Source organism: Xanthomonas sp. LMC-A-07 (assembly GCF_030208825.1).
In the GTDB taxonomy this organism is placed as follows: domain Bacteria; phylum Pseudomonadota; class Gammaproteobacteria; order Xanthomonadales; family Xanthomonadaceae; genus Xanthomonas; species Xanthomonas campestris.
The window spans coordinates 140796-164584 of record NZ_JARVTF010000011.1; the positions used below are offsets into that span (position 1 = coordinate 140796).

The 23789-nt window shown below is 66.9% G+C and carries 18 protein-coding genes; 8 read left to right on the forward strand and 10 right to left on the reverse strand.

What is annotated here, in order from left to right:
* The first annotated feature begins 12 nt into the window (after nucleotides 1–12).
* Nucleotides 13–768, forward strand: a complete 756-nt coding sequence (locus QRM89_RS12070) for a DUF6065 family protein (RefSeq protein WP_285448104.1) — start codon at nucleotides 13–15, stop codon at nucleotides 766–768.
* 12 nt (nucleotides 769–780) lie between these two features.
* Here the strand turns inward: QRM89_RS12070 and QRM89_RS12075 are convergent, their stop codons facing one another.
* From QRM89_RS12075 to QRM89_RS12085, 3 genes are all read right to left on the reverse strand, one after another.
* A complete protein-coding gene (locus tag QRM89_RS12075; RefSeq protein WP_285448105.1) occupies nucleotides 781–4671 on the reverse strand; it encodes a YhdP family protein in 3891 nt (1296 codons plus the stop codon).
* Between the two features lie 143 nt (nucleotides 4672–4814).
* Entirely contained in the window at nucleotides 4815–6314 is a 1500-nt protein-coding gene (rng, locus tag QRM89_RS12080; protein ID WP_011037739.1) for a ribonuclease G, read from the reverse strand.
* Nucleotides 6315–6887 (reverse strand): Maf-like protein, encoded by a 573-nt coding sequence (locus QRM89_RS12085; RefSeq protein ID WP_057671974.1) that lies wholly within the window; start codon nucleotides 6885–6887, stop codon nucleotides 6315–6317.
* Nucleotides 6888–7009: 122 nt separating this feature from the next.
* On the opposite strand from QRM89_RS12085, the gene QRM89_RS12090 reads away from it, so the two are divergent.
* The 3 genes from QRM89_RS12090 to QRM89_RS12100 all read left to right on the forward strand — a co-directional run bounded on the left by QRM89_RS12090 (nucleotide 7010) and on the right by QRM89_RS12100 (nucleotide 12253).
* Nucleotides 7010–7747 (forward strand): SIMPL domain-containing protein, encoded by a 738-nt coding sequence (locus QRM89_RS12090; RefSeq protein WP_228431754.1) that lies wholly within the window; start codon nucleotides 7010–7012, stop codon nucleotides 7745–7747.
* Between the two features lie 287 nt (nucleotides 7748–8034).
* The gene (locus QRM89_RS12095) at nucleotides 8035–11139 is read left to right on the forward strand and encodes a TonB-dependent receptor (RefSeq protein ID WP_285448106.1); all 3105 of its coding nucleotides are present in this window, start codon (nucleotides 8035–8037) and stop codon (nucleotides 11137–11139) included.
* A 433-nt stretch (nucleotides 11140–11572) separates the two neighbouring features.
* Nucleotides 11573–12253 (forward strand): energy transducer TonB, encoded by a 681-nt coding sequence (locus tag QRM89_RS12100; RefSeq protein WP_285448107.1) that lies wholly within the window; start codon nucleotides 11573–11575, stop codon nucleotides 12251–12253.
* Nucleotides 12254–12763: 510 nt separating this feature from the next.
* On the opposite strand, the gene rlmH is transcribed toward QRM89_RS12100, so the two are convergent.
* Nucleotides 12764–13234, reverse strand: a complete 471-nt coding sequence (gene rlmH / locus QRM89_RS12105; protein ID WP_011037743.1) for a 23S rRNA (pseudouridine(1915)-N(3))-methyltransferase RlmH — start codon at nucleotides 13232–13234, stop codon at nucleotides 12764–12766.
* 120 nt (nucleotides 13235–13354) lie between these two features.
* On the opposite strand from rlmH, the gene QRM89_RS12110 reads away from it, so the two are divergent.
* Nucleotides 13355–14890, forward strand: a complete 1536-nt coding sequence (locus QRM89_RS12110) for an alkaline phosphatase PhoX (RefSeq protein ID WP_011037744.1) — start codon at nucleotides 13355–13357, stop codon at nucleotides 14888–14890.
* Nucleotides 14891–14962: 72 nt separating this feature from the next.
* Here QRM89_RS12110 and rsfS read toward each other — a convergent pair whose 3' ends face one another.
* The 6 genes from rsfS to QRM89_RS12140 form a co-directional block, all read right to left on the reverse strand.
* Nucleotides 14963–15379 (reverse strand): ribosome silencing factor, encoded by a 417-nt coding sequence (gene rsfS / locus QRM89_RS12115; RefSeq protein ID WP_075285540.1) that lies wholly within the window; start codon nucleotides 15377–15379, stop codon nucleotides 14963–14965.
* 56 nt (nucleotides 15380–15435) lie between these two features.
* Nucleotides 15436–16335 carry a nicotinate-nucleotide adenylyltransferase gene (gene nadD, locus QRM89_RS12120; RefSeq protein ID WP_076054625.1) on the reverse strand — a complete coding sequence of 300 codons (900 nt, stop codon included), beginning with the start codon at nucleotides 16333–16335 and terminating at the stop codon, nucleotides 15436–15438.
* Complete coding sequence (holA, locus tag QRM89_RS12125) at nucleotides 16332–17360, reverse strand: DNA polymerase III subunit delta (RefSeq protein ID WP_115573234.1); 1029 nt, start codon at nucleotides 17358–17360, stop codon at nucleotides 16332–16334. Before holA ends, nadD begins: the two co-directional genes overlap by 4 nt.
* 21 nt (nucleotides 17361–17381) lie before the next feature.
* Nucleotides 17382–18032 (reverse strand): LPS assembly lipoprotein LptE, encoded by a 651-nt coding sequence (gene lptE, locus QRM89_RS12130; protein ID WP_285448108.1) that lies wholly within the window; start codon nucleotides 18030–18032, stop codon nucleotides 17382–17384.
* A 417-nt stretch (nucleotides 18033–18449) separates the two neighbouring features.
* Complete coding sequence (gene leuS, locus QRM89_RS12135; RefSeq protein ID WP_285448109.1) at nucleotides 18450–21092, reverse strand: leucine--tRNA ligase; 2643 nt, start codon at nucleotides 21090–21092, stop codon at nucleotides 18450–18452.
* A gap of 72 nt (nucleotides 21093–21164) precedes the next feature.
* A complete protein-coding gene (locus tag QRM89_RS12140) occupies nucleotides 21165–21791 on the reverse strand; it encodes a DUF998 domain-containing protein (protein ID WP_225042374.1) in 627 nt (208 codons plus the stop codon).
* 157 nt (nucleotides 21792–21948) lie between these two features.
* Here QRM89_RS12140 and trxA point away from each other — a divergent pair, with 157 nt between their 5' ends.
* The 3 genes from trxA (at nucleotide 21949) to QRM89_RS12155 (ending at nucleotide 23787) form a co-directional block, all read left to right on the forward strand.
* Nucleotides 21949–22806: a thioredoxin gene (gene trxA / locus QRM89_RS12145; protein WP_042598294.1), complete on the forward strand. Its 858-nt coding sequence runs from the start codon at nucleotides 21949–21951 to the stop codon at nucleotides 22804–22806.
* 121 nt (nucleotides 22807–22927) lie between these two features.
* Complete coding sequence (locus tag QRM89_RS12150; protein WP_285448110.1) at nucleotides 22928–23377, forward strand: DUF4442 domain-containing protein; 450 nt, start codon at nucleotides 22928–22930, stop codon at nucleotides 23375–23377.
* Between the two features lie 170 nt (nucleotides 23378–23547).
* On the forward strand, nucleotides 23548–23787 hold the full coding sequence (locus tag QRM89_RS12155) for a DUF378 domain-containing protein (RefSeq protein ID WP_042598290.1): 240 nt from the start codon (nucleotides 23548–23550) through the stop codon (nucleotides 23785–23787).
* Nucleotides 23788–23789: the final 2 nt, after the last annotated feature.

The window sequence follows — 23789 nt, forward strand, 5'->3', positions numbered from 1 at the left end:
CACCGCGCACGCATGAAGCTCACTGCCCACGTTCTGGACGGACACACGCTGGATATCCGCCCCGCGCCGCACGAGCGCGCCTGGATGGATGCCATCGACCAACGCTACGCCTACCGGTGCCTGCCGCTGGCCATCGCCAATGCGCATGGCTGGGAGCTGCTGTGCCAGGCCGGTTTCGAGGCGGTCTGGGATGGCGGCGATGGGCTGGGCGCGGTGGTGATCACCGCCGATGCCGGCAGCGCCGCGCCGGCGATCAGCCATTTCGGCTACGGCATGCTGACTTTCCACGTGCCCTGCCTGTTTCGTACCGACGCCGGTGTGGACCTGTTCGTCAGCGGGCCGTTGAACTGCCCGAAGGACGGCATCGGTGCGCTGAGCGGCATCGTGGAAACCGACTGGAGCCCGTACACCTTCACCATGAACTGGCGTTTCACCCGGCCGGGGCGCGTGCGCTTCGAGGCGGGTGAGCCGTTTTGCCATCTGTTCCCGCTGCAGCGGCAGTTGATCGAACAGGTGCAGCCGCAGTGGCAGCCGCTGTCCGAAACGCCGGCGCTGGCGCAGCAGCATGCCGACTGGACCGACAGCCGCACCCGTTTCCTGGAAGCCTTGCCGGACGCGCAATCGGCGGCGGCGCGCGAGAAATGGCAGCGCGGCTACTTTCGTGGCGTGACTGCGCCTGCGCAGACGCCGGTGGCCGGGCACCGCACCCGGCTGCGCCTGCCGCTATTCACGCGTGCCGGCGCGCCGCCTGACCCAGCCGGCGAGTGATCGACTGACTGCCTAGCGCGGCGCCTTGTCCGGCGCCGGCTTGGCGGGCGCACGCTCGCGCGCATCGCGGTCCACCACGTCCACCTGCGGCTCTTTCCACGGCCCGGTGACGTGATAGGTCTTGGCGCCAATCGCGCCCAGCGGTTTGCCCAGCACCGCATTGGCGGCCGCGCCGACCGCCGCGCCCACCGGGCCACCGGCCACCGCGCCCACCACCGTGAGTAGATTGCCGGCCTTGGGATTCACGTCCACGGTCTGGTCGAAGGTCTGCGCACGCAGGTCGGTCTGCCCGCGGATGGCGATGTCGGCGGCCGGGCCTTCGATCCGAATCGCATCGGTGCGCGCAAAGCCATCGCCAAAGCGCACTTCGCCAGCGAGCTTGTTGAACGCCAGGCCCTTGGAGAAGAAGTCGCGGAAGTCGAACATCAACCGGCGCGGCAACTGCGCCACGCTGAGCAGGCCAAGCACGCGGCCGGCGCCGGGGTCCACTTCCAGCAACTGGCCGTTGCGGGCGTCCACGGTGAGATTGCCCTCGAGCGAGCCGAGCGCAAACCCGGTCGGCGAGCCCTGCCAGCCGGCGTTGAGTTCCAGCTGGCCTTCGCCGCCGCGCAGCTGCCCGCCCAGGGTGAGGTTCTGCAGCAGATTGCCCAGGTTGCGGCTGTCCACGCGCGCAGACAGCCGCGTGCTGGCGGCCTCGCCCTTGCCGCGCCAGGCGCCGGTCAGGCCGATGTTCTGGTCGTCCGAGCGCAGTTGCAGCTGGTCTACCTGCATGCCGTCGGTCAGCCGGCTGCTGCGCAAGGTGGCCGCGCCCAGGGTCATCTTGCCCACGCGCAGGTCGTCGATATCCAGCGATAGCGGCGGGATCGACACCGGGTCGAACTCGGCCACCGCGCGCCGCGCCGGCTCCGGCAATGCGCCGGCCAGCGGGTCGCCAGGCTCGGGCGCGGCCGGTTCCGGCGCAGCGGCCACCGGCTGCCAGCGCACCGTGCTGAGCTTGCCCTGCACTGCGGCGCCATCGGCATTGGGCACGGTGAGCTGGCCGGCCAGCGACGGCCCATCCAACGTCACCGCCACCGCATCGCGGGTGGGGCGCAGGCGCAGGCGGGTCTGCGGAAAGACGCCGCCAATCATCAACAATTTGTCGGCCTGCACATCCACCTGCAGCAGCGGCAGCTTTTCGCTTGGCTGCGCCGGTTGGCCAGGTAGCGGCGGCATGTCGGGCTCGGCACTGCCGCGCGCCAGGCTGATCCAGTCGATGGCATCCAGCGAGGCGGTGCGGCCATTGACCACCAGGCCATTGGCCGGCGGCCGCTCGGTCACGGTGTCGGTGCCCATCACCACGCGCACGCCGGTCTGGGTGCCCTGGCTGCTGGCCTTGACCGCCACCAGCTGGCCGAACGCCACATCGATATCGCCGTCGCCGACCGGCAACGCCACCTTGACCCGCGTGTCCAGCGGCTGCGTGGCCGGCTTGTCCAGCGGTGCGGGCAGATCCAGCGTGGTGCCGACCAACTGCGAGCGCAGCGTGAGTTGTGCAGGCGCATCGGGCTGCCCCGGACGCGCCAGCGGCACATCCACGCCCACCTGCCATGGCGCGCTGCCGTGTACGTAGGGCCGCAACCATTCCATCTGCGGCGCGCGGTCGAACAACTCCTTCGCATCAAGCGTGGCCCCGAAGCGCGCCTCGAACGCCTGCGCCGGGTCCTGCACGAAGCCGCCGGCACGCAACGCCAGCTCGCCGGTGCGGCCCTGGTGCTGCACGCTCAGATGCCCGGCGCCGAAGCCGCTGTCGCGGTACTCGGCCTGCCCGCTGACCTGATCGAAGGCCAGGTTCCAGCGCGCGTCGGCCAGCTTGGCGCCCTGCAGCGCAACGGTGCCCTGCAGGTGCCCGCCCACGCCCTTGGTGCGTAACGGGCGCAGCAGATCGAAGGTGACCGCGGCCGGGCCGGAGGTGGTGAGGTTGCGCAAGGTGTCGCCATAGCGGCGCTCCAGCGGGCTGCTGCGCAACATGCCCAGCAACTGCGCGGTGTCGGCCTGGGTGGAGGCGCGCACATAGAGCTCGGAGGTGGCGAAATTCGGGATACCGGCCTCGAACTGCGCCACCGGCGTGCCGGCCAGCGCGCCGCTGCCTTGCAGCGAGAAACCATTGCCGATGAAGCGCAGATCGGCCTGCACCTGGGTCATCGCCGGCCAGTCCGGCTGGAAGCGGATCTCGCCATCGCGGATCTGCCCGAAGGCTTCGAAGCGGCCATCGTTGTTGTCGAACGGCCAGTCGTCCAGGTCACCGCTGACCAGGCCGGTGCCGCCGGTGACCACGCCGCCGGCCACCGCCATGTCGAGCCAGTCGATGGCGGCCTTGCTCATCTTCGAACGGATCCAGAACTTGCGCGCCACCGGCAGGGCGGCGTCATCCAGCTGCGCCGCCAGGGAGATGCGTGGCCGGGTGCCATCGTTCTCAAACCACATCCCGCCGCGCAAGTTGGCGCCGTAGTCCTTGGCCTGCACCCGCAGCGCCGGCGTGGCGACCTGCCAGCCCTCGCCGTCGCGCCAGCCGACGATGCTGCCGGCCAGTTGCACCTCGTGCACCACGCCAAAGCCGGTAGGCCAGTCGAAGCGCAGCGTGGCGTCGGGCGCGGTTTGCAGCGCGATCGCCTGCGCATCGCCGTCGAAGTGCCCGCGCAGGCCGCTGATACCCGGCGATTTGCCGACCGGCTGGAATGCCAGTTCCTCCACCTGCCCCTGCGCGCGCACCGCGCCGCCCTGCTCGCCCGCCAGCTGCAGCTTGCTCACGCGCAACTGCGGCCTGGACAACGCCAACCAGCGGCGCAGGCCCGGCGACAGCTGGTCGCTCAGCGCAGCGGCGGCGATCAGCCCGGACACATCCAGCGCGTCGCCCACCACCGCATAACGGCGCCCGGCGGCGATGCTCAGGCCGTCGAGATGCTGCAGCGTGCTCGTGCTGCCCAGCCGCAGCTGTGGCGCATCCAGCCGCCAGCCGCCAGCCACGGTCTGCCAGCGCGCACGCGCCTGCAGGCGTTCCCACTTGAGCGTGCGGCGCGCCGATTCGCCAGCCAACGGCGCTCCCGACAATTGCACCTGGGTGAGATCGGCCACCACGGTGATCGCAGACACGCGGCGGGCACGCAACTGCGCCCAGGCCTGCAGCCGTCCGCTGCCGCCATCCACCCGCACGCCGCCGGCCTGCAGCAACGAAGCCCACGCGGCCAGGTCCGCCGGCGCGGCCTGCGCGTACGCGCTGCCATCGCCACTGTCGCGGTCGAACTCCACTACCGAGGTCAGCGGCGCGCGTGCCGGGTCGATCCAGCTGCGGCTGCCGACGCGCAAGGTCGCGCCCTGCACACGCAGCCGCAGATCGATCCGTGGCAGCGTAGTGTCCAGCCCGATCGACGGCGCATCGATATGCAGCCGCGCCTCCGACACCTGGATTTCGCCCAACCGGCGCAAGGCGTCCAGGGGATCGGCGTGCCGGCCACTGGGCAGCCCCTGCACCGACCACACCCCGTCATCGCCACGCTGCAGGGTCAAAGCGAGCCCGCGCAGGCGCACCTCGGTCAGCGCATGGCCCGGCAACAGGCCGGCGTACATCGCCAGCACCACTTCGGCCTGGCCCACACGCACGTCGCCGTTGGGGCCGATGCGCAGCCCATCCAGACGCAACAACGGGCCGCGGCGGGTCCATTCGGTCTGCAGGCGGTCGAAGCGGATCGGCTGGCCGGCACGCTCGCTCAGCCACGCGGCAATCTGTTGCGGGTGCTGCTCGGCCAACGGCAGCACCTGGCTGGCCGCGCCCACCAGCACGGCGAGCGCCACCAGCGCGAGCGCACCGGCGGTGATCGCATAACGGCGAAACAGGCGGAGACGGCGGCGCAGCGGGGTCGGCATCAGGGGCGGGGATTGGGCATTGGGGATTGGGGATTGGTCAAAGCAAAGCCGCGCACGGTGCCGTCAAGCGCCATTATCGGACCAAGCCACGCTACCAGAGCCTGCGTTGACCAATCCCGAATCCCGACTCCCCAATCCCGGACTCACAGCAGCACCACGTCGAACTGCTCCTGCAGGTATTGGTCGTCGGACTGGAAGCGGATGCTCTTGCCGAGGAATTCCTCCAGCTCGGCCACCGCCGCGGATTCTTCGTCGGTGATGCGCGCCACCACCTTGGACGAGGCGATCACCAGCAGCCGCGCGGCATCGAACTGGCGCACCGCACGGGTGATCTCGCGGAAGATTTCGTAGGTGACCGTTTCGGCGGTCTTGATGGTGCCGCGCCCGCCGCACTGGCCGCAGGTTTCCGACAACTGCCGCTCCAGGCTTTCCACGGTGCGCTTGCGGGTCATCTCCACCAGGCCCAGCGGCGAGAACTCGTACACGGTGGTCTTGGCGTGGTCGCGGGCCAACGCCTTCTCCAGCGTGCGCAACACCTGGCGCCGATGCTCGGGATCATCCATGTCGATGAAATCGATGATGATGATGCCGCCCAGGTTGCGCAGCCGCAGCTGCCGGGCCACCGCCTGCGCCGCCTCCAGATTGGTGCGGAAGACGGTTTCTTCCAGATTGCGCTGGCCGACGAACGAACCGGTGTTGACGTCGATGGTGGTCATCGCTTCAGTCTGGTCGATGACCAGGTAGCCGCCGGACTTGAGCGGCACCTGCTTGTCCAGCGCGCGGCCGATTTCGTCTTCCACGCCATACAGATCGAAGATCGGGCGGTCGCCGGTGTACAGCTCCAGCCGCTCGGCCAGCACCGGCATGTACTTGGCCACGAAGGCCTGCAGCTGCACGAACGTCTCGTTGGAGTCGACCTTGACCTTCTCCACGTCCTTGCGGATCAGGTCGCGTACCGCACGCAGCGGCAGGCTCAGGTCTTCGTAAATGATGCTGCACGCCGACGCCTCGCGGCCGCGCCGCTCGACCACGTTCCACACCCGCGACAGATAGGCGATGTCTTCGGCCAGGGCTTCGGCCGGCTGGCCTTCGGCATTGGTGCGGATGATGTAGCCGAAGCCGCCATGCTGGGCCGAGACTTCGCTGACGATGGTCTTCAGGCGCAGGCGCTCGGCCTCGTCTTCGATCCGCGCCGAGACACCCACCACCTTGGACTGCGGCAGCAGCACCAGATACCGCGAGGGAATGCTGATTTGCGTGGTCAGCCGCGCGCCCTTGGTGCCGATCGGGTCCTTGACCACCTGCACCACGATGTCCTGGCCGTCACGCAACAGCTCCACGATCGGCACCGAGGCGGCCGGCGGTGGCGGGATCGGGGTTTCTTCGGTATCCACCACGCTCGCTGGCGCCGGGGCCGGGCGCACCACGTCGTTGGCATGCAGGAACGCGGCGCGCTCCAGGCCCACTTCCACGAACGCGGCCTGCATGCCGGGCATCACCCGCTGCACCTTGCCCTTGTAGATATTGCCCACCACCCCGCGGCGCCAACCACGTTCGATATGCAGCTCTTGCAACATGCCGTTCTCGATCACGGCCACGCGGGTTTCGCGGGGGGTGACGTTGACCAGGATCTCTTCCGACATCTAATGCGCTCCGAAGGCTGTGAGCAATTGCGAGGTCTGGAACAGCGGCAATCCCATCACGCCGGAATAGCTGCCAGACAAATGGGTAATGAAGCGCTCCGCACGCCCCTGGATCGCGTACGCGCCGGCCTTGCCCATGGGCTCGCCAGACGCCGCATAAGCGGCGATCCGGGTCGCGTCGAGCGCATCGAAGGTGACCTCCGACACCACCAGCGCCTGCAGCGGTGGCCGCTGTGCTCCGACCACCACCACCGCGGTGAGCACCTGGTGGGTGCGCCCCGCCAGCACTGTGAGCATGGCGATCGCATCATCGACATCGACCGGCTTGCCGAACACGCGCTCGCCCAGCACCACTTCAGTATCGGAGCCGAGCACGATGGCCTGTGCATCGTCGGCCTGCACCAGTGCCAGCCCCGCGCGCGCCTTGTCCAAGGCCACGCGGTGCACATAGTGCTCGGGCGATTCACCCGGCGCGCGCACTTCGGGCACGTCCAGTTCCAGGGTCTGGAACGGCACGTCGAGGCGTTGCAGGAGTTCGTGTCGGCGCGGCGATCGGGAGGCAAGATAGAGCATCCACCCAGCATACCTGTTGGCCGTCCCTGCACGCTTGCCTGTCGCGCCATCGCCGCGCACGATCGACTCACAGCATATTCATCGGTCCCACAACACGCTGCGCGCACAGACAAGGAGACTCCATGCGTACCACCCTCAAGCCGTTGTTGCTGGCCCTGTCCATCGCTGCCGGAACCGCCATGACCGCCCACGCCCAGACCGCTCCGAGCTACACCATTCCCAACGATGGCACCTTGCTCAATGTGTCGGCCGAAGCAGAAGCCAAGCGCGTGCCGGACATCGCCACGGTGTCGGCCGGCGTGGTGACCCAGGCGGTGGATGGCAATGCCGCGATGCGCCAGAACGCAGAGCAGATGAGTAAGGTCATGACCGCGGTCAAGTCCGCCGGCATCGCCGACAAGGACGTGCAGACCAGCGGCATCAATCTCAATCCGCAGTACAGCTACAAAGAAAACGAAGCGCCGAAGATCATCGGCTACCAGGCCAGCAACACCGTCAGCCTGAAGGTGCGCGACATCGCCAAGCTGGGCAAGGTGCTCGATGCCCTGGTTGCGCAAGGCGCCAACGACATCAACGGCCCCAGCTTCTCGATCGACCAGCCCGAACCGGTCTACGACGAAGCCCGCGTGGCCGCGCTCAAGAAGGCGCAGGCCCGCGCCGAAACCTACGCCAAGTCGCTGGGGCTCAAGGTGCGCCGCATCGTCAGCATCTCCGAAGGCCGCAGCGGCGGCGGCGTGGTGCGCCCGATGATGATGGCCGCCTCTATGCGCTCGGCCAAGGCCGAGATGGACACCCAGGTGGCTCCCGGCGAAAGCACCCTGTCGATCACCCTGGATGTGACGTTCGAACTGGGGCGCTGATGCGCTAGCGTCGCAATAGCGCACTCGAAAAAACTGCCCGTCATGGGCAGTTTTTTTGCCTGTTGGTCCGCCAGCGTCGTAGCTTGGCGGCGTTCGCCGGTGAACGCATGCCCATCGCGCGGCTGCAACGTGCAGCCGTTTGCAAGATGAATAGGACAATTCTGGCGGTTGTGCTTAAAGACGCATGAAATTCAGAGAAATCTTTCTTTAAGCGAACGCGACCGCTCTCTAGCATCGGATGTCAGCGCACCGTCACATTCGTTGGCGGCGCTCATCTGGAGAGAGAGATGACCCGCCATCCCGCTGTGCACCGTTCGTTGCAGCCCTCGCGCGCAGGTTACCGCCGGATCAGTGTGCTCGCGCTGGCACTCAGCGGTGCCGTAGGCATCCTGGCGAGCGGTACTGCCGCGGCGCAAAGCACCACCGCCGGTATTTACGGCGCGGTGGCAGCCGGCGCCGGCGCCAGTGTGACGGTGCAGAGCAATACCGGCTTCACCCGCACCGCAACGGTGGATGCGAACGGGCGCTACACCATCGGCAACCTGCCAGTCGGCACCTACACCGTCACCTTGCAACGTGACGGAGCGACGGTGGAAACACGCAAGGACATCGCGCTGCGGGTCGGCGCCGGCACCGATGTGTCCTTCGGCGGCAATCCGGCGTCCAGCGATGCCGCCACGCTGGGCACCATCACGGTGACCGGCAAGAACATCTCGCCGGTGGATGTGTCCGCCACCGCGTCGCGGACGGTGATCACCGCCGAGCAACTGCAACGCCTGCCCCTGGCGCGCTCCGGCGAAGCGATCGCACTGCTGTCGCCCGGCGCCGTCCAGGGCAGCGGCTATTTCGGCAACGCAATTTCCTTCGGTGGCGCAGGCGTCACCGAAAATGCCTACTACCTCAACGGGTATCTGACCTCCAATCCGTTGACCAACATCGGCGGCGTCACCCTGCCGTTCGGTGCCATCGATCAACAGGAAACCTATACCGGTGGCTACAGCGCGCGTTACGGGCGTTCGGCCGGCGGCGTGCTCAGCCAGGTCGGCAAGCGCGGCACCAACGAATGGCATTTCGGTGCACAAGTGCTGTGGCGCCCGAAGTCGCTGTCCAGCGACAACAAGAACGTGTTCTATCCCTCGACCACGCCGCCAGACGGGTATGAATACAGCGACCCAACGCTGCCGGGCAGCTTGTACCGCAGCCGCAAGGACGACCAGTTCTGGAACACGGTGTACAGCGTGTATGCCGGCGGCCCGCTGATCGAAGACCGCTTGTTCGTTTTCGTGGCCGCCGAGCAGGAGCGCAGCGAAGGTGTGACGACGGCGCGCCGCGACGACCCGGTGATTGGCCGCAACAACTACCGCATCGATGAGCCGAAGGTCTACGCCAAGGTCGACTGGAACATCAACGACAGCAACATCCTCGAACTCACCGGCATCAAAAACAACTACCGCGAAGGCGGCGCCTACAGCGACTTTCTGGGCTACGAAGGCCTGGGTGGCGATGCCGCCGGCGCCTTCGCCGATACGGTCAAGGTCAACGACCGCTACTACATCGGCAAGTACACCAGCTACATCACCGATGACCTGACCTTGAGCGCGACATACGGCAAGAGCAGGCAGACCGACTTCCGCAACAATCCCAGTACTGCAGCACGTCTTTCCGGGACGAACCTGCAGGATCCGGCGATCACTGGCGGCCAGGAAATCCGCAACAACCAGGCCTCCAGCCAGGCCCGGGATGGCGAAAACACCACGCGTGGCTTGCGGATCGATCTGGAGTATGTGCTGGGTGCCCACACCCTGACCGCCGGTGTGGACAACATGCACTTCGATGCAAGCAACGAAGGCGTGATCACCACCGGCCCGGGCTACACCTGGACCTATGGCCGCTCCTCGCGACCGACCTCGCCGATCAGGGCCGGGCTCGGCGTTGGCCCGGCAGGCGGCAATGGCTATTTCGTCAATCAGACCGTGTTCAATACCGCGACCAGCATGTCGGTGGAACAAAAAGCCTATTTTCTCGAAGACAAATGGCAGGTCACCGATACGCTGCTGCTGACCTTGGGCGTTCGCAACGACAAGTTCACCAACTTCAATGATGCCGGTGTGGCCTACGTGTCCAGTGGCGACCAATGGGCGCCGCGTTTGGGCGTGAGCTGGGACGTGTTCGGCGACTCATCGCTCAAGGTGTATGGCAATGCAGGCCGCTACTACTTGGCACTGCCCAACAGCGTTGCGATCCGTGGCGCCTCGCCGTCCACGTTTACCAACGAGTATTTCACCTACAGCGGCATCGATGCCCAAGGCAATCCCACCGGGCTGACGCCGGTGGCGGTCGACCCGTCCGCAGGATTCACCTGCTCCGGCAATATCGTGTCTGCCGGCCTGGAATGCGGCCAGGCACCAGATGCCGCCGGCATCGCCGCCACCGACCTCAAATCGATGTACCAGGACGAGTTCATGCTCGGCTTCGACAAGACGCTGGGCGAGAACTGGGTCACCGGCGCCAAGGCCACCTACCGCACGCTGGGCGCCACCATCGACGACGTCTGCGATGCCGACCGGATGCGCACCAAGCTCACGGCCTCGGGGATCGATCCGGACAGCGTCAACGTACCCGGCTGCATCATCTTCAACCCCGGCGAAACCAATTCCTTCAGCCTGGCCAACCTGGATGGTTCCGGTCGCACGTCGGTGTCGATGTCGCCATCGGATTGGGGCTTCGACAAGAAGGCCAAGCGCACCTATCTGGCCATGGACCTGTTCCTGCAGCATCCGTTCGACGGCAAATGGGAAGGCCGCATCGACTACACCTGGTCGCGCAATTTCGGCAACACCGAAGGCCAGATCAAATCCGATATCGGCCAGACCGATGTCTCCAAGACGCAGGACTGGGATGCCGCTGCATTGATGTGGTATTCCGGCGGCTATCTGGCCAACGACCGTCGCCATCAGATCAAACTATACGGCTCGTATCAGATCGCACCGGAGTGGTTGATTGCCGGCAACATCCGCATCCTGTCGGGCACGCCGAAGTCATGCCTTGGCTATGTCAGCATCAACGGCATCAGCGAAGATTCCGACGCTGGCGATCCAATCGGTTACGGCTCGGCCCACCACATCTGCAATGGTCAGCCCTCGCGTCCGGGCGATGCCGGCCGCTTGCCGTGGACCAAGATCGTCGACCTGGGCCTGACCTATCGCCCCGCGTTCGCCGACAACAAGCTCGCCATGACGCTGCAGGCCTTCAATATCTTCAACGAGCGCAAGCCGCTGCAAGTCGATTCCACCTGGGAGGACGGCGCCTTCACCCTCTCCAACACCTATGGCATGGGCGCGTTCTTCACCCAGCCCCGCTACGCCATGTTCTCGGTGTCGTACGACTACTGACGTCTCTCCCGTCACTGTCGTTTCCCCAGCCCCGGAAGGGGCTGGGCTTTTCTTGATCGCCACTGTTCGCGTCGGTGTTTGCATGCGGGCAATGGGTCGTTTTCAGCACGCGTCGTTGCAGCCAATCGACGGCGGCGGCACGCTGACTACGCACCGCGGCTACTGATCAATGAGGCCCGTGGCGCAGGCACGCCCACAGCCGCTCGCACCTTCCTGACGCATCGAGCAACACGGCGACACCTCCCACGCTTCACGCAAGCGGGCATGGCGCCGATTGCCCACGCACCATTCCACCCACGATCGACCAAGCTGCTTGCAGTCGCCACCACGCGTCGCTTGTGCAGCCGTGCGCGCTGCGGTAAACCTACGCTACCGGATGGTGTAGTGCGTCCGGGCCGCGCTGGTCCTTTCCGCAGTTCCGTTTTGGAGGTGGATGATGGTTCGCACGCAATCGCAGGTTTCTTCCCGTCCCCTTGGCATCGACACATCGCGCGTCCTGGCGATGAGCACGGCCGTGGCGCTGCATCTGCTGGCCGGTGGCTTGTTGTTGATCCCGTTGTCGCACCACCAGGTCATGCAACCGCCCACGCCGAAGGAGCGCTGGCTGATGCCGATCACCGTGCCAGCGACGCCGCCCCCGCCGCCGCTCGTGTTTCCGGTCGAGGTGACGTTCAAGGCGCCCAGCACGCGCACGCCCGTCATTGCCGATCCGGTGGTGAAGCAGCCATCGGTGACGCAGACAGCGGTGGTCGACACCGCGCACGTGGCGTTGGAGGCAGTGTCGGATACGGCGCCGACTATCAGCGCCCCGGCCGACACCCCTTCAAACGGGCCGGTGGACGCCGGGCAGCTGCACTATCTCAGCGCGCCCGCACCGAGTTACCCGGTGGCCGCGCTGCGCGCCGGGCAACAGGGCACGGTGATGCTGCGCGTGCTGGTGGGTACCGACGGCCGCCCGGCCGAAGTGAGCGTGCAAACCAGCAGCGGTCACCGCGCGCTCGATCTGGCCGCGCTTAGCCAGGTACTGCGCAGCTGGCGCTTCCAGCCGGCAATGCAGAACGGCCAGGCGGTGCAGGCCTACGGGTTGGTTCCGGTGAGCTTTTCGTTGAATTGAAGCGTTGACTGACGCGGCGGCCTGCACCTGCAGCCGCCGCAGTGCTGCCAATCTCCACATACCGCCCCCCTGCCGAGCACGCATGCGCGCTCGGCAGCAAGCGTAACCACCGACGCTGCCGTGTCGGTGGCCTTGTGCGTCATCCAGGGAACGCAGGCGATGACCTGCCACATCAACAGGTTTGAAGCGACCAACACGGGACCGGCTAGTGACCAGGCGTCATCCCCACCGGCATGATCAGCACGGCGACGACGCTTGGTACACGCTGGACGCGACTGCCGAACATCTCCATCTGGACGCTGCACAATCGGCGACCAAGCACTTGATGAAGTTAGCTGCACAGTGCTCGCCATGACGCCATGACGCGCGATGGTGAGGACGCCCTGCTTGAAATAGCGACGACGCGTGTACAAGCAGGCCGCAACTGCCGAGTGCATCAAGCTGGACGCTGCACAATCAGCGCTCAGTTGCGCTGATCAGGCCAGCTGCACAGCACGTGCCATGACGCCACTACGCCCGGTGGTAAGGATGATTGGCCAGCATTGCGGCCGCGCGATAGAGCTGCTCGGCGACGATCAGGCGCACCAGCATGTGCGGCAACGTTAGCGGGCCGATCGACCAGCTCTCGTTGGCGCTCTTCACCACGTCGGCGGCATGGCCCTCGGGCCCGCCGATCAAGAAGGCCAGATCGCGGCCCTGCCCGCGCCAATGTTCCATGCGCTGGGCCAGCTGTTCGGAACTGAGCGGGCGCCCGGGCACATCGAGCGCGACCACATGTGCATTCTTGGGCAGCGCCGCCAGCACGCGACGCCCTTCGTCGTCGATGGCGCGTTGCGCGTCGCGGCCCTTGCCGCGCAGGCCGGGTTCGATCTCGACCAGCTCCAGCGGCATCCAGTGCGAGAGACGTTTCTGATATTCGGCAAAGCCCTGCGCCACCCAGGCCGGTGCGCGCTCGCCGGTGGCGATGAGTCGGCATTTCATCCGTACATGATATCCGCGTCACAGCCTGGGCAGTCCGTGGCGATTTGCCGTTGTGTGTCATGGCGTGGTTACAGGGGGCAATTAGTGTCGCCCGACCACCCAGCCCGCAGGAGTCGTTCGATGCATGTTTTCGATCCCGCCCGTCGCCAGGTCCTGAAAGGCAGCGCCGCCGTGATGGCCGCCGGTGCCCTTGGCAGCCTGAGCGCATTGCAATCGCGCCAGGCCCAGGCCGCCACCACGCCCTCCATGCGCCTGGCGCCGGTGCCCAGCCGTTACGGCCCGCTCGCGCCGGTCGCCGACCAGAGCACCGGCCTGCCCTTGCTGCAGCTGCCGCGCGGCTTCAGCTACCGGTCGTTCGGTTGGAGCGGCGACCGCATGGACGATGGCCAACCCTGCCCCGACCGGCATGACGGCATGGCCGTGGTCAGCCTGCGTCGGCCCGGCTGGCGCCCCGGCACCGATGGCCTGCGCGGCCTGGAATACGTGCTGATCCGCAATCACGAGCGTGGCGCCGCCAGCCAGTTCCGCGCGCCGGCGATGTACGACACCGGCATCGTCAGCGGCACCGCGCAGGCCGGCGGCGGCACCACCACGCTGAGCTATGGGCGACGCGGCTGGGGCAGCCTGGAACCGAGCCTGGGCGGCACCCTGGTCAATTGCGCCGGCGGTCCGACCCCGTGGGGCACCTGGCTGAGCTGCGAAGAGATCAAGACCAATGCGGTCTCCAGCACCGGGCGCAAGCACGGCTACGTGTTCGAAGTGGATCCGGACAGCCACCGCACCACCGGCCGGCCGCTGGTCGGGCTGGGCCGCTTCAGCCATGAGGCGGTGGCGATCGACCCGCGCACCGGCATCGTCTATCTCACCGAAGACGACCGCAACAAGGCCGGGTTGTACCGTTTCATTCCCAACGACCGCCGCGGTCGCAACGGCTCGCTGGAGAACGGCGGCCGGCTGCAGGCCGCGCGCGTGCGTGGCAAGCGCAACGCCGACCTCACCGTGGCCAGCATCGGCCAGCAGTTCCAGCTGGAATGGGTCGACATCGAAGAGCCGGATCTGGACAGCATCGCTGCACCGGCGGGCTTTGCCGACATCGGCGCTAACGACACCCTGAGCGGCCCGTTCGCGCAGGCCTGGGCCGATGGCGCGCTGCGCATGAGCCGCGGCGAAGGCATCTGGTACAGCTACGGCAAGCTGTTCATTGTCGACACCAGCACCGGCGTGGATGCACAGGGCCGGCGCGGCTACGGAAATGGCGCGGTGTGGGTGCTGGACCTGTTTACCCAGCGGCTCAGCGCGCTGTTCGTCAGCGGCAACCAGCTGGCGGCGCATAACCCGGACAACGTCACCGTCAGCGCGCGCGGTGGCGTGGTGCTGTGCGAAGACGGCGGCGAGAGCCCGGACGAATACGGCCCGGGTGCGCGTCTGCTGGGCCTGACCCGCAATGGTGAGTCGTTCTATCTAGCCAAGAACAATGTGCAGCTGACCTCGCAGCAGATCGCCGATGCCGGCAAGACCATTGCCGAGGGCGACTACCGCGACACCGAGTTCTGCGGCGCCTGCTGGGATCCGCTGGCGCAGACGCTGTTCGTCAACATCCAGACCCCGGGGATCACCCTGGCCATCACCGGCCCGTGGGAGCGCGGGCCGCTATAAGCCGCCCGACCACGCGCAAACACGAACGGCGCCCGAGGGCGCCGTTCGTTGCTGTGACGCAGCTGCGCAGACTTAAGCCTGGTCGTCGTCCGCCTCTTCCAGATCGGACGGACGCTGGTCGCCAACAGTCCACAAGCGCTCCAGCGCATAGAACTCGCGCACGCGCGGCAGCATCACATGCACCACCACATCGCCCAGGTCCACCAACACCCACTCGGCCTCGCGCTCGCCTTCCACGCCCAGCGGCATCACGTCCAGACGCTTGGCGAACTTCACCACTTCTTCGGCGATCGATTTCACGTGGCGGGTCGAGGTGCCCGATGCCACCACCATGTAATCGCAGACGCTGGACTTGCCGCGCACGTCGATCTCGACCACGTCCTTGGCTTTCAGCTCCTCGACGGCCTCACGCACGGTGGCCAACAGGGCCGGCACGGACGGCGGCGGGTTCGGAATGGAGGTCTTGATGACTTGGGCTTGGCTGGTCAAAGCAGGCAACTCGATAGATTTGGGTGAATTATAGGCAAGTCCGGCCGCTCGCGTGTTCAGCTAGCCGGCCGAACGCAGCCATACAGGCCTTCTTCGGCGATCAATGCGGCAACCGCCGGCGGCACCAGCTCCTGCCATTGGCCACCGGCGGCGATGCGGCTGCGCACCGCGCTGGCCGATTCGCCGCGCAACGGATGCGGCAGCCGCCATAGCCGACCGGCCGGTGCGGTGAGCAGGTCGCGCGCGTCCGTGGCCCATCGGCCCTGCACCGCCTGTGCCAGCACCGGCGCATCGGCCAGGTCCAACGCCGTGCCGGGGCGCGCAGCGATCACCAGATGCGCCAGCCCGAAGAGTTCGGTCCACTCATGCCAGCCGGGCAGGCCAACGAAGGCATCGGCACCCAGCAGCCAGGCGACGGGCGTGCCGGGCCCAAACTGGGCGCGCACCTCGTGCAGGGTGTCCACCGTGTAGGACGGCGCCCCGCCCTGCGCGGCGCGGCGCACCTCGCGGGTATCCAGCAGCAACCCGGGGAGATCGGCCAGGGCCAGTTCTAGCATGCGGGTGCGCTGCGCGGCGGTGGCACCGGGCGCGGGGCGATGTGGCGGGTCTGCGGCCGGCACCAGATGCACCTGCGCGCCGAGCGCATCGCGTGCGGCGCAGGCAATGGCCAGGTGGCCGAGATGGATCGGGTCGAAGGTGCCGCCGTAGTAGAGGTGGAGCTTGGGGCGGGAATCGGGAATCGGCAATCGGGAATCGGTGTTGGACCGGGATTCGGGATCGGGGATTTGGGATTCGGGAAGAAGCGCCTCTGACGCGGCGGCCTGCGCGTTGGTGGCTGGTGACGTTGGAGCGACGCCGGTGGGAGGTACCGGCCGTGCGCCTTGCGCTGCGGTTGGAGGCTCTCGCTCTGCGGCGCCGGCGCCCCGCTCAGCAGTTCCGGCCTGCCCCGCTGTCACGCCAGCAATCTCACCGCGCGAGCTTCGGCCACCGCGACCAGCAGGCGTTCCAGCGCCACCCAGGGGTCACCCTCGGCGCGGCCTTTGGCCATGCGGTCGACCAGCCCGGCCTCGGCGACGAAGCGCTCCCACCGGCGCGGCTCAGGATGCCGTTGCAGGGCGCGCTTGAACGGTGCCTGGCGGGATTCCCAAATGCCCTGGGCCTTCATTTCGGCGCCCAGGTTGCCGCCGCCCGCCTGCACCTTGGCGAGGGAAGCGGTGCGCAGCAATTCCTTGATCAGGATGGGCATCAGCGCCGCGACTGCCTCGCCTTCGGCGCGCAGGCCGGCGAGCATGCGCACCACCGCGGCCGGCTGCCCGGAGAAAGTGGTTTCGGCCAGGCGGAAGACGTCGTAACGGGCGGCATCGGCCACCAGCGATTCCATCGCCTCCAGATCCAGCACCTTGCCATCGGCCAGCAACGCGAGCTTGTCGATCTCCTGCGCGGCGGCCAGCAGGTTGCCTTCCACCCGCTCGCTCAGCCGCTGCACTGCGGCCGCATCGGCACGCAGGCCCTGGCTGCGCAGGCGGCGCTCGATCCAGTCCGACAATTCATGCGGCTTGATCGCCCAGGCCACGGCGATGGTGCCGATCCGCCCGACCGCATCGGCCCATTTGCCCTGGTGCGACTTGCTCCAGTCGTTAGCGGTGATCAGCAACACCACGTCCGGCGGCGGGTTGGCGCAGAACCGGGTGATGACCTCGGCGCCGTCCTTGCCCGGCTTGCCGCTGGGCATGCGTACTTCGACCAGGCGGCGCGGGCTGAACAGGCTGGGCGCATTGAAGCTGGCGTCCAGCTGGTTCCAGTCGAACTCACGCCCGTCGGCGTCGAACACTTCCCGCTCGCTGATGCCTTCGGCGCGCGCGCGGGCGCGCACCGCGTCGGCGGCCTCCAGCACGCGCAAGGTTTCCGGGCCGGCAATCAGATAGACCGGCTGCAACGGCTGGCTGGACTGGCCGGCCATCTGCTCTGGGCGTAGTTCCATGGACGAAAAGCGCGCGAGCGCTTAGTTGTTGTTCGACGGCTGCGGTGCGGGCGGCAGCGTGGCCGGCACGCTCGACTCCGGCGTGCCGGACGGCTGCACCGGCGGCGTGGTGCTGGGCTGCAGCGGCGCGGTGGGCGTGCTTTCCAGCGATTCGCCGCGCTCCACGCGGGCGCGCACCACGCTGTCGATGCGGCGCAGGATCGAGGCGGACATGTCCTTGCGCAGCTCGTCGGCCAGGATCTCGCGCTCGGTCGCTGTACCGGTGGCATCCACCGGCGGCGACACGTAATCACGCGACAGCTCGATCACCTGCTGCGGTACCAGGACTGCGCCATTGGCGGTAGTCACAGTGAAGATCGCCGCGTAGCGCAGGCTGTATTCCTGCGCACGGCCCTGGCTGTCGATGGCGATCGGCAGATCACCCCAGCGCTCGGACAACACCTGCAGCTGCGCAAAGCCGCTCTTGGCGTCGTCGTCGGCCAGGGTGGCGCCGGCGGCCTTCAGGCCACGGCGCAGCAGTTTGGCCAGTTCGCTGTACTGCACCGCCGACTGCACCTTGACCGCGGGGGTATCCGGCGGCAGCGCCAACGAATTGCGCAGGTGGAAGCCGCAGGCGGTGAGGCTCGAGACAAGCACGAGGGAGGCGGCGAAGGCAGTAGGAAATCGGATCATGGGCACAGTCTGGAGGAGCGCCCCGGCGGCGGCAACAGGCGGCTAGCCTGCCCGAGACGGCGTGAACGGGGCTTGAGAGGGCGCCGCACTACATTGCGGCGCCCGGAAATGAAAAACGCGTCGCCACGCGCCAATGAACTGAATCACCGGGAACACGGCAACAGATCTGACAAACGTCGCCACGCGCGATTGCGATGATTGCCGTGAACCGCCCGAGCAATCCCCCCGCGCGCGTCACCACGCACCAGTGGAGTTCCTCACGCGAAACGCGGCACCACCCGCAACGGCGCATTGCGACTTACCAATTACCAATGCAATGCATCGCCAGCAACACAGGTAAAACCTAAGCTACCGTCGCCAGGCGCCGATCCGGCAAATCGCCCGGACCGGGCCTGGCAACCCGGCACTGCGCAGCACTCAGCCCGCCACGATATTCACGATCTTGCCGGGCACGATGATGATCTTGCGCACGCTCAGGCCTTCCAGGAACTTGGCCGCGTTCGGCTCGGCCAGCGCCAGTGCTTCGATCTGCTCGCGCGCTGCGTCGGCGGCCACCTCGATGGCGCCCCGCAACTTGCCGTTGACCTGGATCGCCAGCGTCAGCGCGTCACGCACCAGCGCCGCCGCGTCGACCTGCGGGAACGGCACGTTTTCCAACAGCGTTTCGCCACGGCCCAGCACCTGCCACAGCGCATGACTGGCATGCGGGGTGATCGGGTTGAGCAGCAGCACCATCGCTTCCAGCGCTTCCTGGCGCACCGCGCGCCCCTGCGCACTGGCGTCGTCGAACTTGGCCAGCGCGTTGGACAACTCCATCACTGCGGCGATGGCGGTGTTGAAGCTGTGGCGGCGGCCGTAGTCGTCGTCCACCTTGCCGATGGTTTCGTGAGTCTTGCGGCGGATCGCCTTCTGCTCGGCACTCAGGCTGGCGACATCCACTGCAGCGGCAGCGCCCTCGCCCACATGCTTGTGCACCTGCACCCACAGCCGGCGCATGAAGCGCGCCATGCCGTCGACACCGGCCTCGTTCCATTCCAGCGACTGCTCCGGCGGTGCGGCGAACATCGAGAACAGGCGCACGGTGTCGGCGCCGTACTTGGCCACCATGGCCTGCGGGTCCACGCCATTGTTCTTGGACTTGGACATCTTCTCGGTGCCACCGATATGAACCGGCTGGCCGTCGGCGATCAGGCTGGCGCCGACCACGCGCCCACGCTCATCGCGCTGGATTTCCACATCGGCCGGGTTGATCCAGTCCTTGCCGCCGTTGTCGGCGTCGCGATAGAACGTCTCGGCGATGACCATGCCCTGGGTGAGCAGGTTGGTCACCGGCTCGTCGCTATCCACCAGCCGCGCGTCACGCATGAGCTTGTGATAGAAGCGGAAATACATCAGGTGCAGGATCGCGTGCTCGATGCCGCCCACGTACAGGTCGGCCGGCATCCAGTAGTTGGCGCGGCGGTCGACCATGTCGCGTGCGTTCGGGCTGGTGTAGCGCGCCACGTACCAGCTCGACTCCATGAAGGTGTCGAAGGTGTCGGTTTCGCGCTCGGCCGGGCCGCCGCACTCCGGGCAGGTGGTCTGGCGCCAGGTGGGGTCGGTCTTGATCGGCGAACCGGTGCCGGCAAATTCCACATTTTCCGGCAACACCACCGGCAGCTGGTCTTCCGGCACCGGCACCGCGCCGCACTTGGCGCAATAGATCACCGGAATCGGGCAGCCCCAATAGCGCTGGCGGCTCACGCCCCAGTCGCGCAGGCGGTAATTGATACGGCGCTGGCCCTGGCCCTTGCGCTCGAAGCGCTCGGCCAATGCTTCGAAGGCGCCGTAGTAATCCAGGCCATCGAACTCGGCAGAGTTGATCAACTCCAGCTCGCGGCTCTTGTCGGTGTACCAGTCGCGCCACTGCGCGGCATCCCAGGCCTGTTCGTCGTCGTTGCGCGGCTCGCGCAGCTTGACCACCTGCACGATCGGCAGGCCGTACTTGTTGGCGAACTCGAAATCGCGCTGGTCGTGACCCGGCACTGCCATCACCGCGCCGGTGCCGTAGCCCATCAGCACGAAGTTGGCCACCCACACCGGCACTTCGTCGCCGCTGATCGGATGCACCGCGGTCAGGCCGGTGGCCATGCCGCGCTTTTCCTGGGTTTCCAGTTCGGCTTCGGACACGCCGCCGTGCTTGAGCGTCTCCAGCATGCTGGCCAGTTCCGGATTGGACTTGGCCGCGTGCTGCGCCAGCGGGTGTTCGGCGGCGATGGACACAAAGGTCACGCCCATCAAGGTGTCCGGGCGGGTGGTGAACACGCGCAGCGGATCCAGCGCGGCACCGGTGGTGTCGCGCACGTCGAACTGGATCTCCAGCCCTTCCGAGCGGCCGATCCAGTTGCGCTGCATGGTCTTGACCGAATCCGGCCAGCCGTCCAACTGATCCAGGCCGTCGAGCAATTCCTGCGCGTAATCGGTGATGCGCAGGAACCACTGCGGAATCTCGCGTTTTTCGACCAATGCGCCAGAACGCCAGCCGCGGCCATCGATCACCTGCTCGTTGGCCAGCACGGTCTGGTCGATCGGGTCCCAGTTCACCACCGCGTTGCGGCGATAGGCCAGGCCCTTGCGCATCAGCCGGGTGAACATGCGCTGCTCGTGCACGTAATAGTCCGGCGTGCAGGTGGCGAACTCGCGCGACCAGTCGATCGCATAGCCCAGCGATTTCAGCTGCGCGCGCATGTGTTCGATGTTGGCGTAGGTCCACTTGGCCGGCGCGGTCTTGTTCTTGATCGCGGCGTTTTCGGCCGGCAGGCCGAACGCATCCCATCCCATCGGCTGCAGCACGTTGTGCCCGGTCATGCGCTTGTAGCGGCTGACCACGTCGGAGATGGTGTAGTTGCGCACATGCCCCATGTGCAGCGCACCGGAGGGGTACGGCAGCATCGACAGGCAATAGAACTTCGGTTTGTCCGAGTTCTCGTCGACCTGGAAGGCGCGGGTGGCATCCCAGAACTGCTGGGCGGAGGTTTCGACCTGCTGGGGGTCGTAGGCGTTCGGTTCGACGGTGGACATTGGGAGCAGATGCTCGGGCGGTGCAAAGCGGTACAGGGTACCGCAGTGCAGCAGGTGCTCCAAACCGCTGTCTCAGACCGGGCGGCTACCCGGCTGCACCAACGCCGGCCAGGACCAGCCCGCCACCGCCAACCAGCCCACCCAGGCCAGGAACGCAACGCGCTGGGCCACGGCCTGGCGCAGCAACCCGGGCGGGCCGAACGAGAGCACCGCCACCAGCAGGCCGGCCGCCAGGCTCAGCCACGCCAGCGCGCGCATGCCGGGCTGGTTGAGCAACTGCGCGGCGATCAACAGCATGCCGGGCACGAAGGCCACCGCCCACAGCAGCCAGGCGGTGGCATGCGACTGGCTGGCGCGCCCGTCCAGGTCGGTGGGATCCAGCGGCAACAGGCCCATGCCAATGAAGGCCAGGCCCGCCAGCACGATCAACTGCCCACCCACGCGCAGGCTCCAGCCGGCCTTGGACGGCATGCGGGCGAGCAGGCTGATGCCGGTGGCCATGCCCAGCCCGCCCACCAGCACGAACGCCAGCAGATTGAAGCCCAGCGCATGCGGCACCCCGGCTGCGCCCAGCAATGCCACCGGGTGGCTGCCCTGCAGATAGCCGGGAAGCGCGGCCCCGAAGCCGGCCACTGCCAGCACAAAGGCAGTGGCGGCGATCAAGCCCAGATACCGCTGCACACCCTCGATGATCGCCATCGCCCTGCTCCACGTCGCGGCGCGCAACGCGCCAGAGCACGGCATTGTCGTGCGCGGCGGGCGCGGCGTGAACCCCTGGTGGCGGCAACGCTGGCCTTGTCTGGGCCGGGTTTGCCACCATTACGGTCCACTGTTGCCGTCATTCTCCTGGAAACCCATGTCCGACAAAGCGCATGTATTCGATGTCACCACCGACACCTTCGAGACCGAGGTCCTGCAGAAATCGTTGACGACACCGGTGCTGGTGGACTTCTGGGCCACCTGGTGCGGGCCATGCAAATCGCTGACCCCGATCCTGGAAAAGCTGGCAGCCGACTACAACGGCGCTTTTGAGCTGGCCAAGGTCGACGTGGACAAGGAACAGCAGATCGCTGCGGCCTTCCAGATCCGTTCGGTTCCCACCGTGTTCCTGGTCAAGGGTGGCGAACTGGTGGACGGCTTCCCGGGCGCCATGCCGGAAGGCCAGATCCGCGAGTTCCTGACCCAGCACGGCGTGCTGCCGGCCGAGCCACAGGTGGCCGAAGAGGTTCCGCTGGCGCCGCTGGACCCGCAGGCGCAGGTCGCCGCGCTGCGTGAAGCGATCACCGCCGAGCCGGACAAGGACGAACTCAAGCTGGACCTGGCGCTGGCGCTGCTCAAGACCGGCGACACGCTCGAGGCCGAGCAGTTGATCGACGCCCTGCCCGCCAACCTGGCCACCGACGACCGTGCCGTGCGCGCCAAGGCGCGGCTGGGCTTTGCGAACGTGCTCAAGGATGCGCCCGACGCCGCCGCCCTGCAGGCGACGGTGGCCGCCGATGGCAGCGACCTGCACGCGCGCCATCTGCTCGGGGTCCGTCACCTGCTCGAAGGCGACGACGAAGCGGCGCTGGAGCAGTTTCTGGAAATGCTGCGCCAGAACCGCGGTTTCGAGGACAACCTGCCGCGCCGTAGCCTGATCGACGCGTTCCGCGTGATCGAGGACGAAGACCTGGTGGGCCGCTACCGCCGCAAGATGTCGGCGCTGTTGTTCTGATCCCTGCGCGCTGCAGATGCCGGCCGGCGCGGCCGCATCTGCAGCGCGACGTGCCTTCGGCATTACTCCATACGCATACGAATGTTATTCTCGGCGCTGGCCTGGAGAGCTGACGTCGAGCATGCGCGCACCCTTGTTCAAATTCGGCCTCAACCTGTGGCCGCCGTTCCTGTTCGCGGGCATCCACGTCACCGTGTTGTCGGCCGATTACCGCTACACGCGGGTCGAGCTGCGCCAGCGGCCATGGAACCGCAACTACGTGGGCACGCATTTCGGCGGCAGCCTGTTCGCCATGACCGACCCGTTCTGGATGCTGCTGGTGATGCAGAACCTGGGACGCGATTACTACGTCTGGGACAAGGCCGGCAGCATCGACTTCATCAAGCCCGGCCGTAGCACGGTGACCGCGGACTTCGTGCTCGACAACGCCATCCTCGACACCTTGCGCAGCGCCACCGACAGCGGCGAAAAATACCTGCACTGGTTCGACACCGACGTGCACGACCGCAGCGGTGATGTGGTTGCGCGCGTGCGTAAGCAGCTCTACATCAAGCGCAAGCCGCAACGCTGACGAGCGCGAGAAATGCGTGTCACGGCACGCCGCAGACGAGGTCGATTGCCGTCCTCATCACGTGAGTGATGCGTCTTTGCAATGCAAAAAGATGCGTTGAAACACTCACGATGCATTTGCGCTGCGATGGTGAGTCTAGGCACTCCAAACCCACACACGGACTGCCTCCCATGAAAGCGATCAATGTCATCACCCTGGTGCTTCTTATCGTCGGCGGATTGAACTGGGGCCTGGTCGGCCTGTTCCAATTCGATCTGGTTGCCGCCCTGTTTGGCGGACAAGACGCGGCCCTGTCGCGCGTGGTGTACACACTGGTCGGCCTGTCTGCGCTGTGGCAGCTGATCCCGCTGTTCCGCAACAACCATGCGCCGGCACAGCACCACACCAGCCCGCACGTGCGTAACCACTAAGC

What these genes read in the sequence shown, in the direction of transcription:
- QRM89_RS12070 (WP_285448104.1), top strand. Translation starts at nt 13, where the DNA reads ATGAAGCTCACTGCCCACGTTCTGGACGGACACACGCTGGATATCCGC.
- QRM89_RS12075 (WP_285448105.1), bottom strand. Translation starts at nt 4,671, where the DNA reads ATGCCGACCCCGCTGCGCCGCCGTCTCCGCCTGTTTCGCCGTTATGCG.
- rng (WP_011037739.1), bottom strand. Translation starts at nt 6,314, where the DNA reads ATGTCGGAAGAGATCCTGGTCAACGTCACCCCCCGCGAAACCCGCGTG.
- QRM89_RS12085 (WP_057671974.1), bottom strand. Translation starts at nt 6,887, where the DNA reads ATGCTCTATCTTGCCTCCCGATCGCCGCGCCGACACGAACTCCTGCAA.
- QRM89_RS12090 (WP_228431754.1), top strand. Translation starts at nt 7,010, where the DNA reads ATGCGTACCACCCTCAAGCCGTTGTTGCTGGCCCTGTCCATCGCTGCC.
- QRM89_RS12095 (WP_285448106.1), top strand. Translation starts at nt 8,035, where the DNA reads ATGACCCGCCATCCCGCTGTGCACCGTTCGTTGCAGCCCTCGCGCGCA.
- QRM89_RS12100 (WP_285448107.1), top strand. Translation starts at nt 11,573, where the DNA reads ATGATGGTTCGCACGCAATCGCAGGTTTCTTCCCGTCCCCTTGGCATC.
- rlmH (WP_011037743.1), bottom strand. Translation starts at nt 13,234, where the DNA reads ATGAAATGCCGACTCATCGCCACCGGCGAGCGCGCACCGGCCTGGGTG.
- QRM89_RS12110 (WP_011037744.1), top strand. Translation starts at nt 13,355, where the DNA reads ATGCATGTTTTCGATCCCGCCCGTCGCCAGGTCCTGAAAGGCAGCGCC.
- holA (WP_115573234.1), bottom strand. Translation starts at nt 17,360, where the DNA reads ATGGAACTACGCCCAGAGCAGATGGCCGGCCAGTCCAGCCAGCCGTTG.
- lptE (WP_285448108.1), bottom strand. Translation starts at nt 18,032, where the DNA reads ATGATCCGATTTCCTACTGCCTTCGCCGCCTCCCTCGTGCTTGTCTCG.
- leuS (WP_285448109.1), bottom strand. Translation starts at nt 21,092, where the DNA reads ATGTCCACCGTCGAACCGAACGCCTACGACCCCCAGCAGGTCGAAACC.
- QRM89_RS12140 (WP_225042374.1), bottom strand. Translation starts at nt 21,791, where the DNA reads ATGGCGATCATCGAGGGTGTGCAGCGGTATCTGGGCTTGATCGCCGCC.
- trxA (WP_042598294.1), top strand. Translation starts at nt 21,949, where the DNA reads ATGTCCGACAAAGCGCATGTATTCGATGTCACCACCGACACCTTCGAG.
- QRM89_RS12150 (WP_285448110.1), top strand. Translation starts at nt 22,928, where the DNA reads ATGCGCGCACCCTTGTTCAAATTCGGCCTCAACCTGTGGCCGCCGTTC.
- QRM89_RS12155 (WP_042598290.1), top strand. Translation starts at nt 23,548, where the DNA reads ATGAAAGCGATCAATGTCATCACCCTGGTGCTTCTTATCGTCGGCGGA.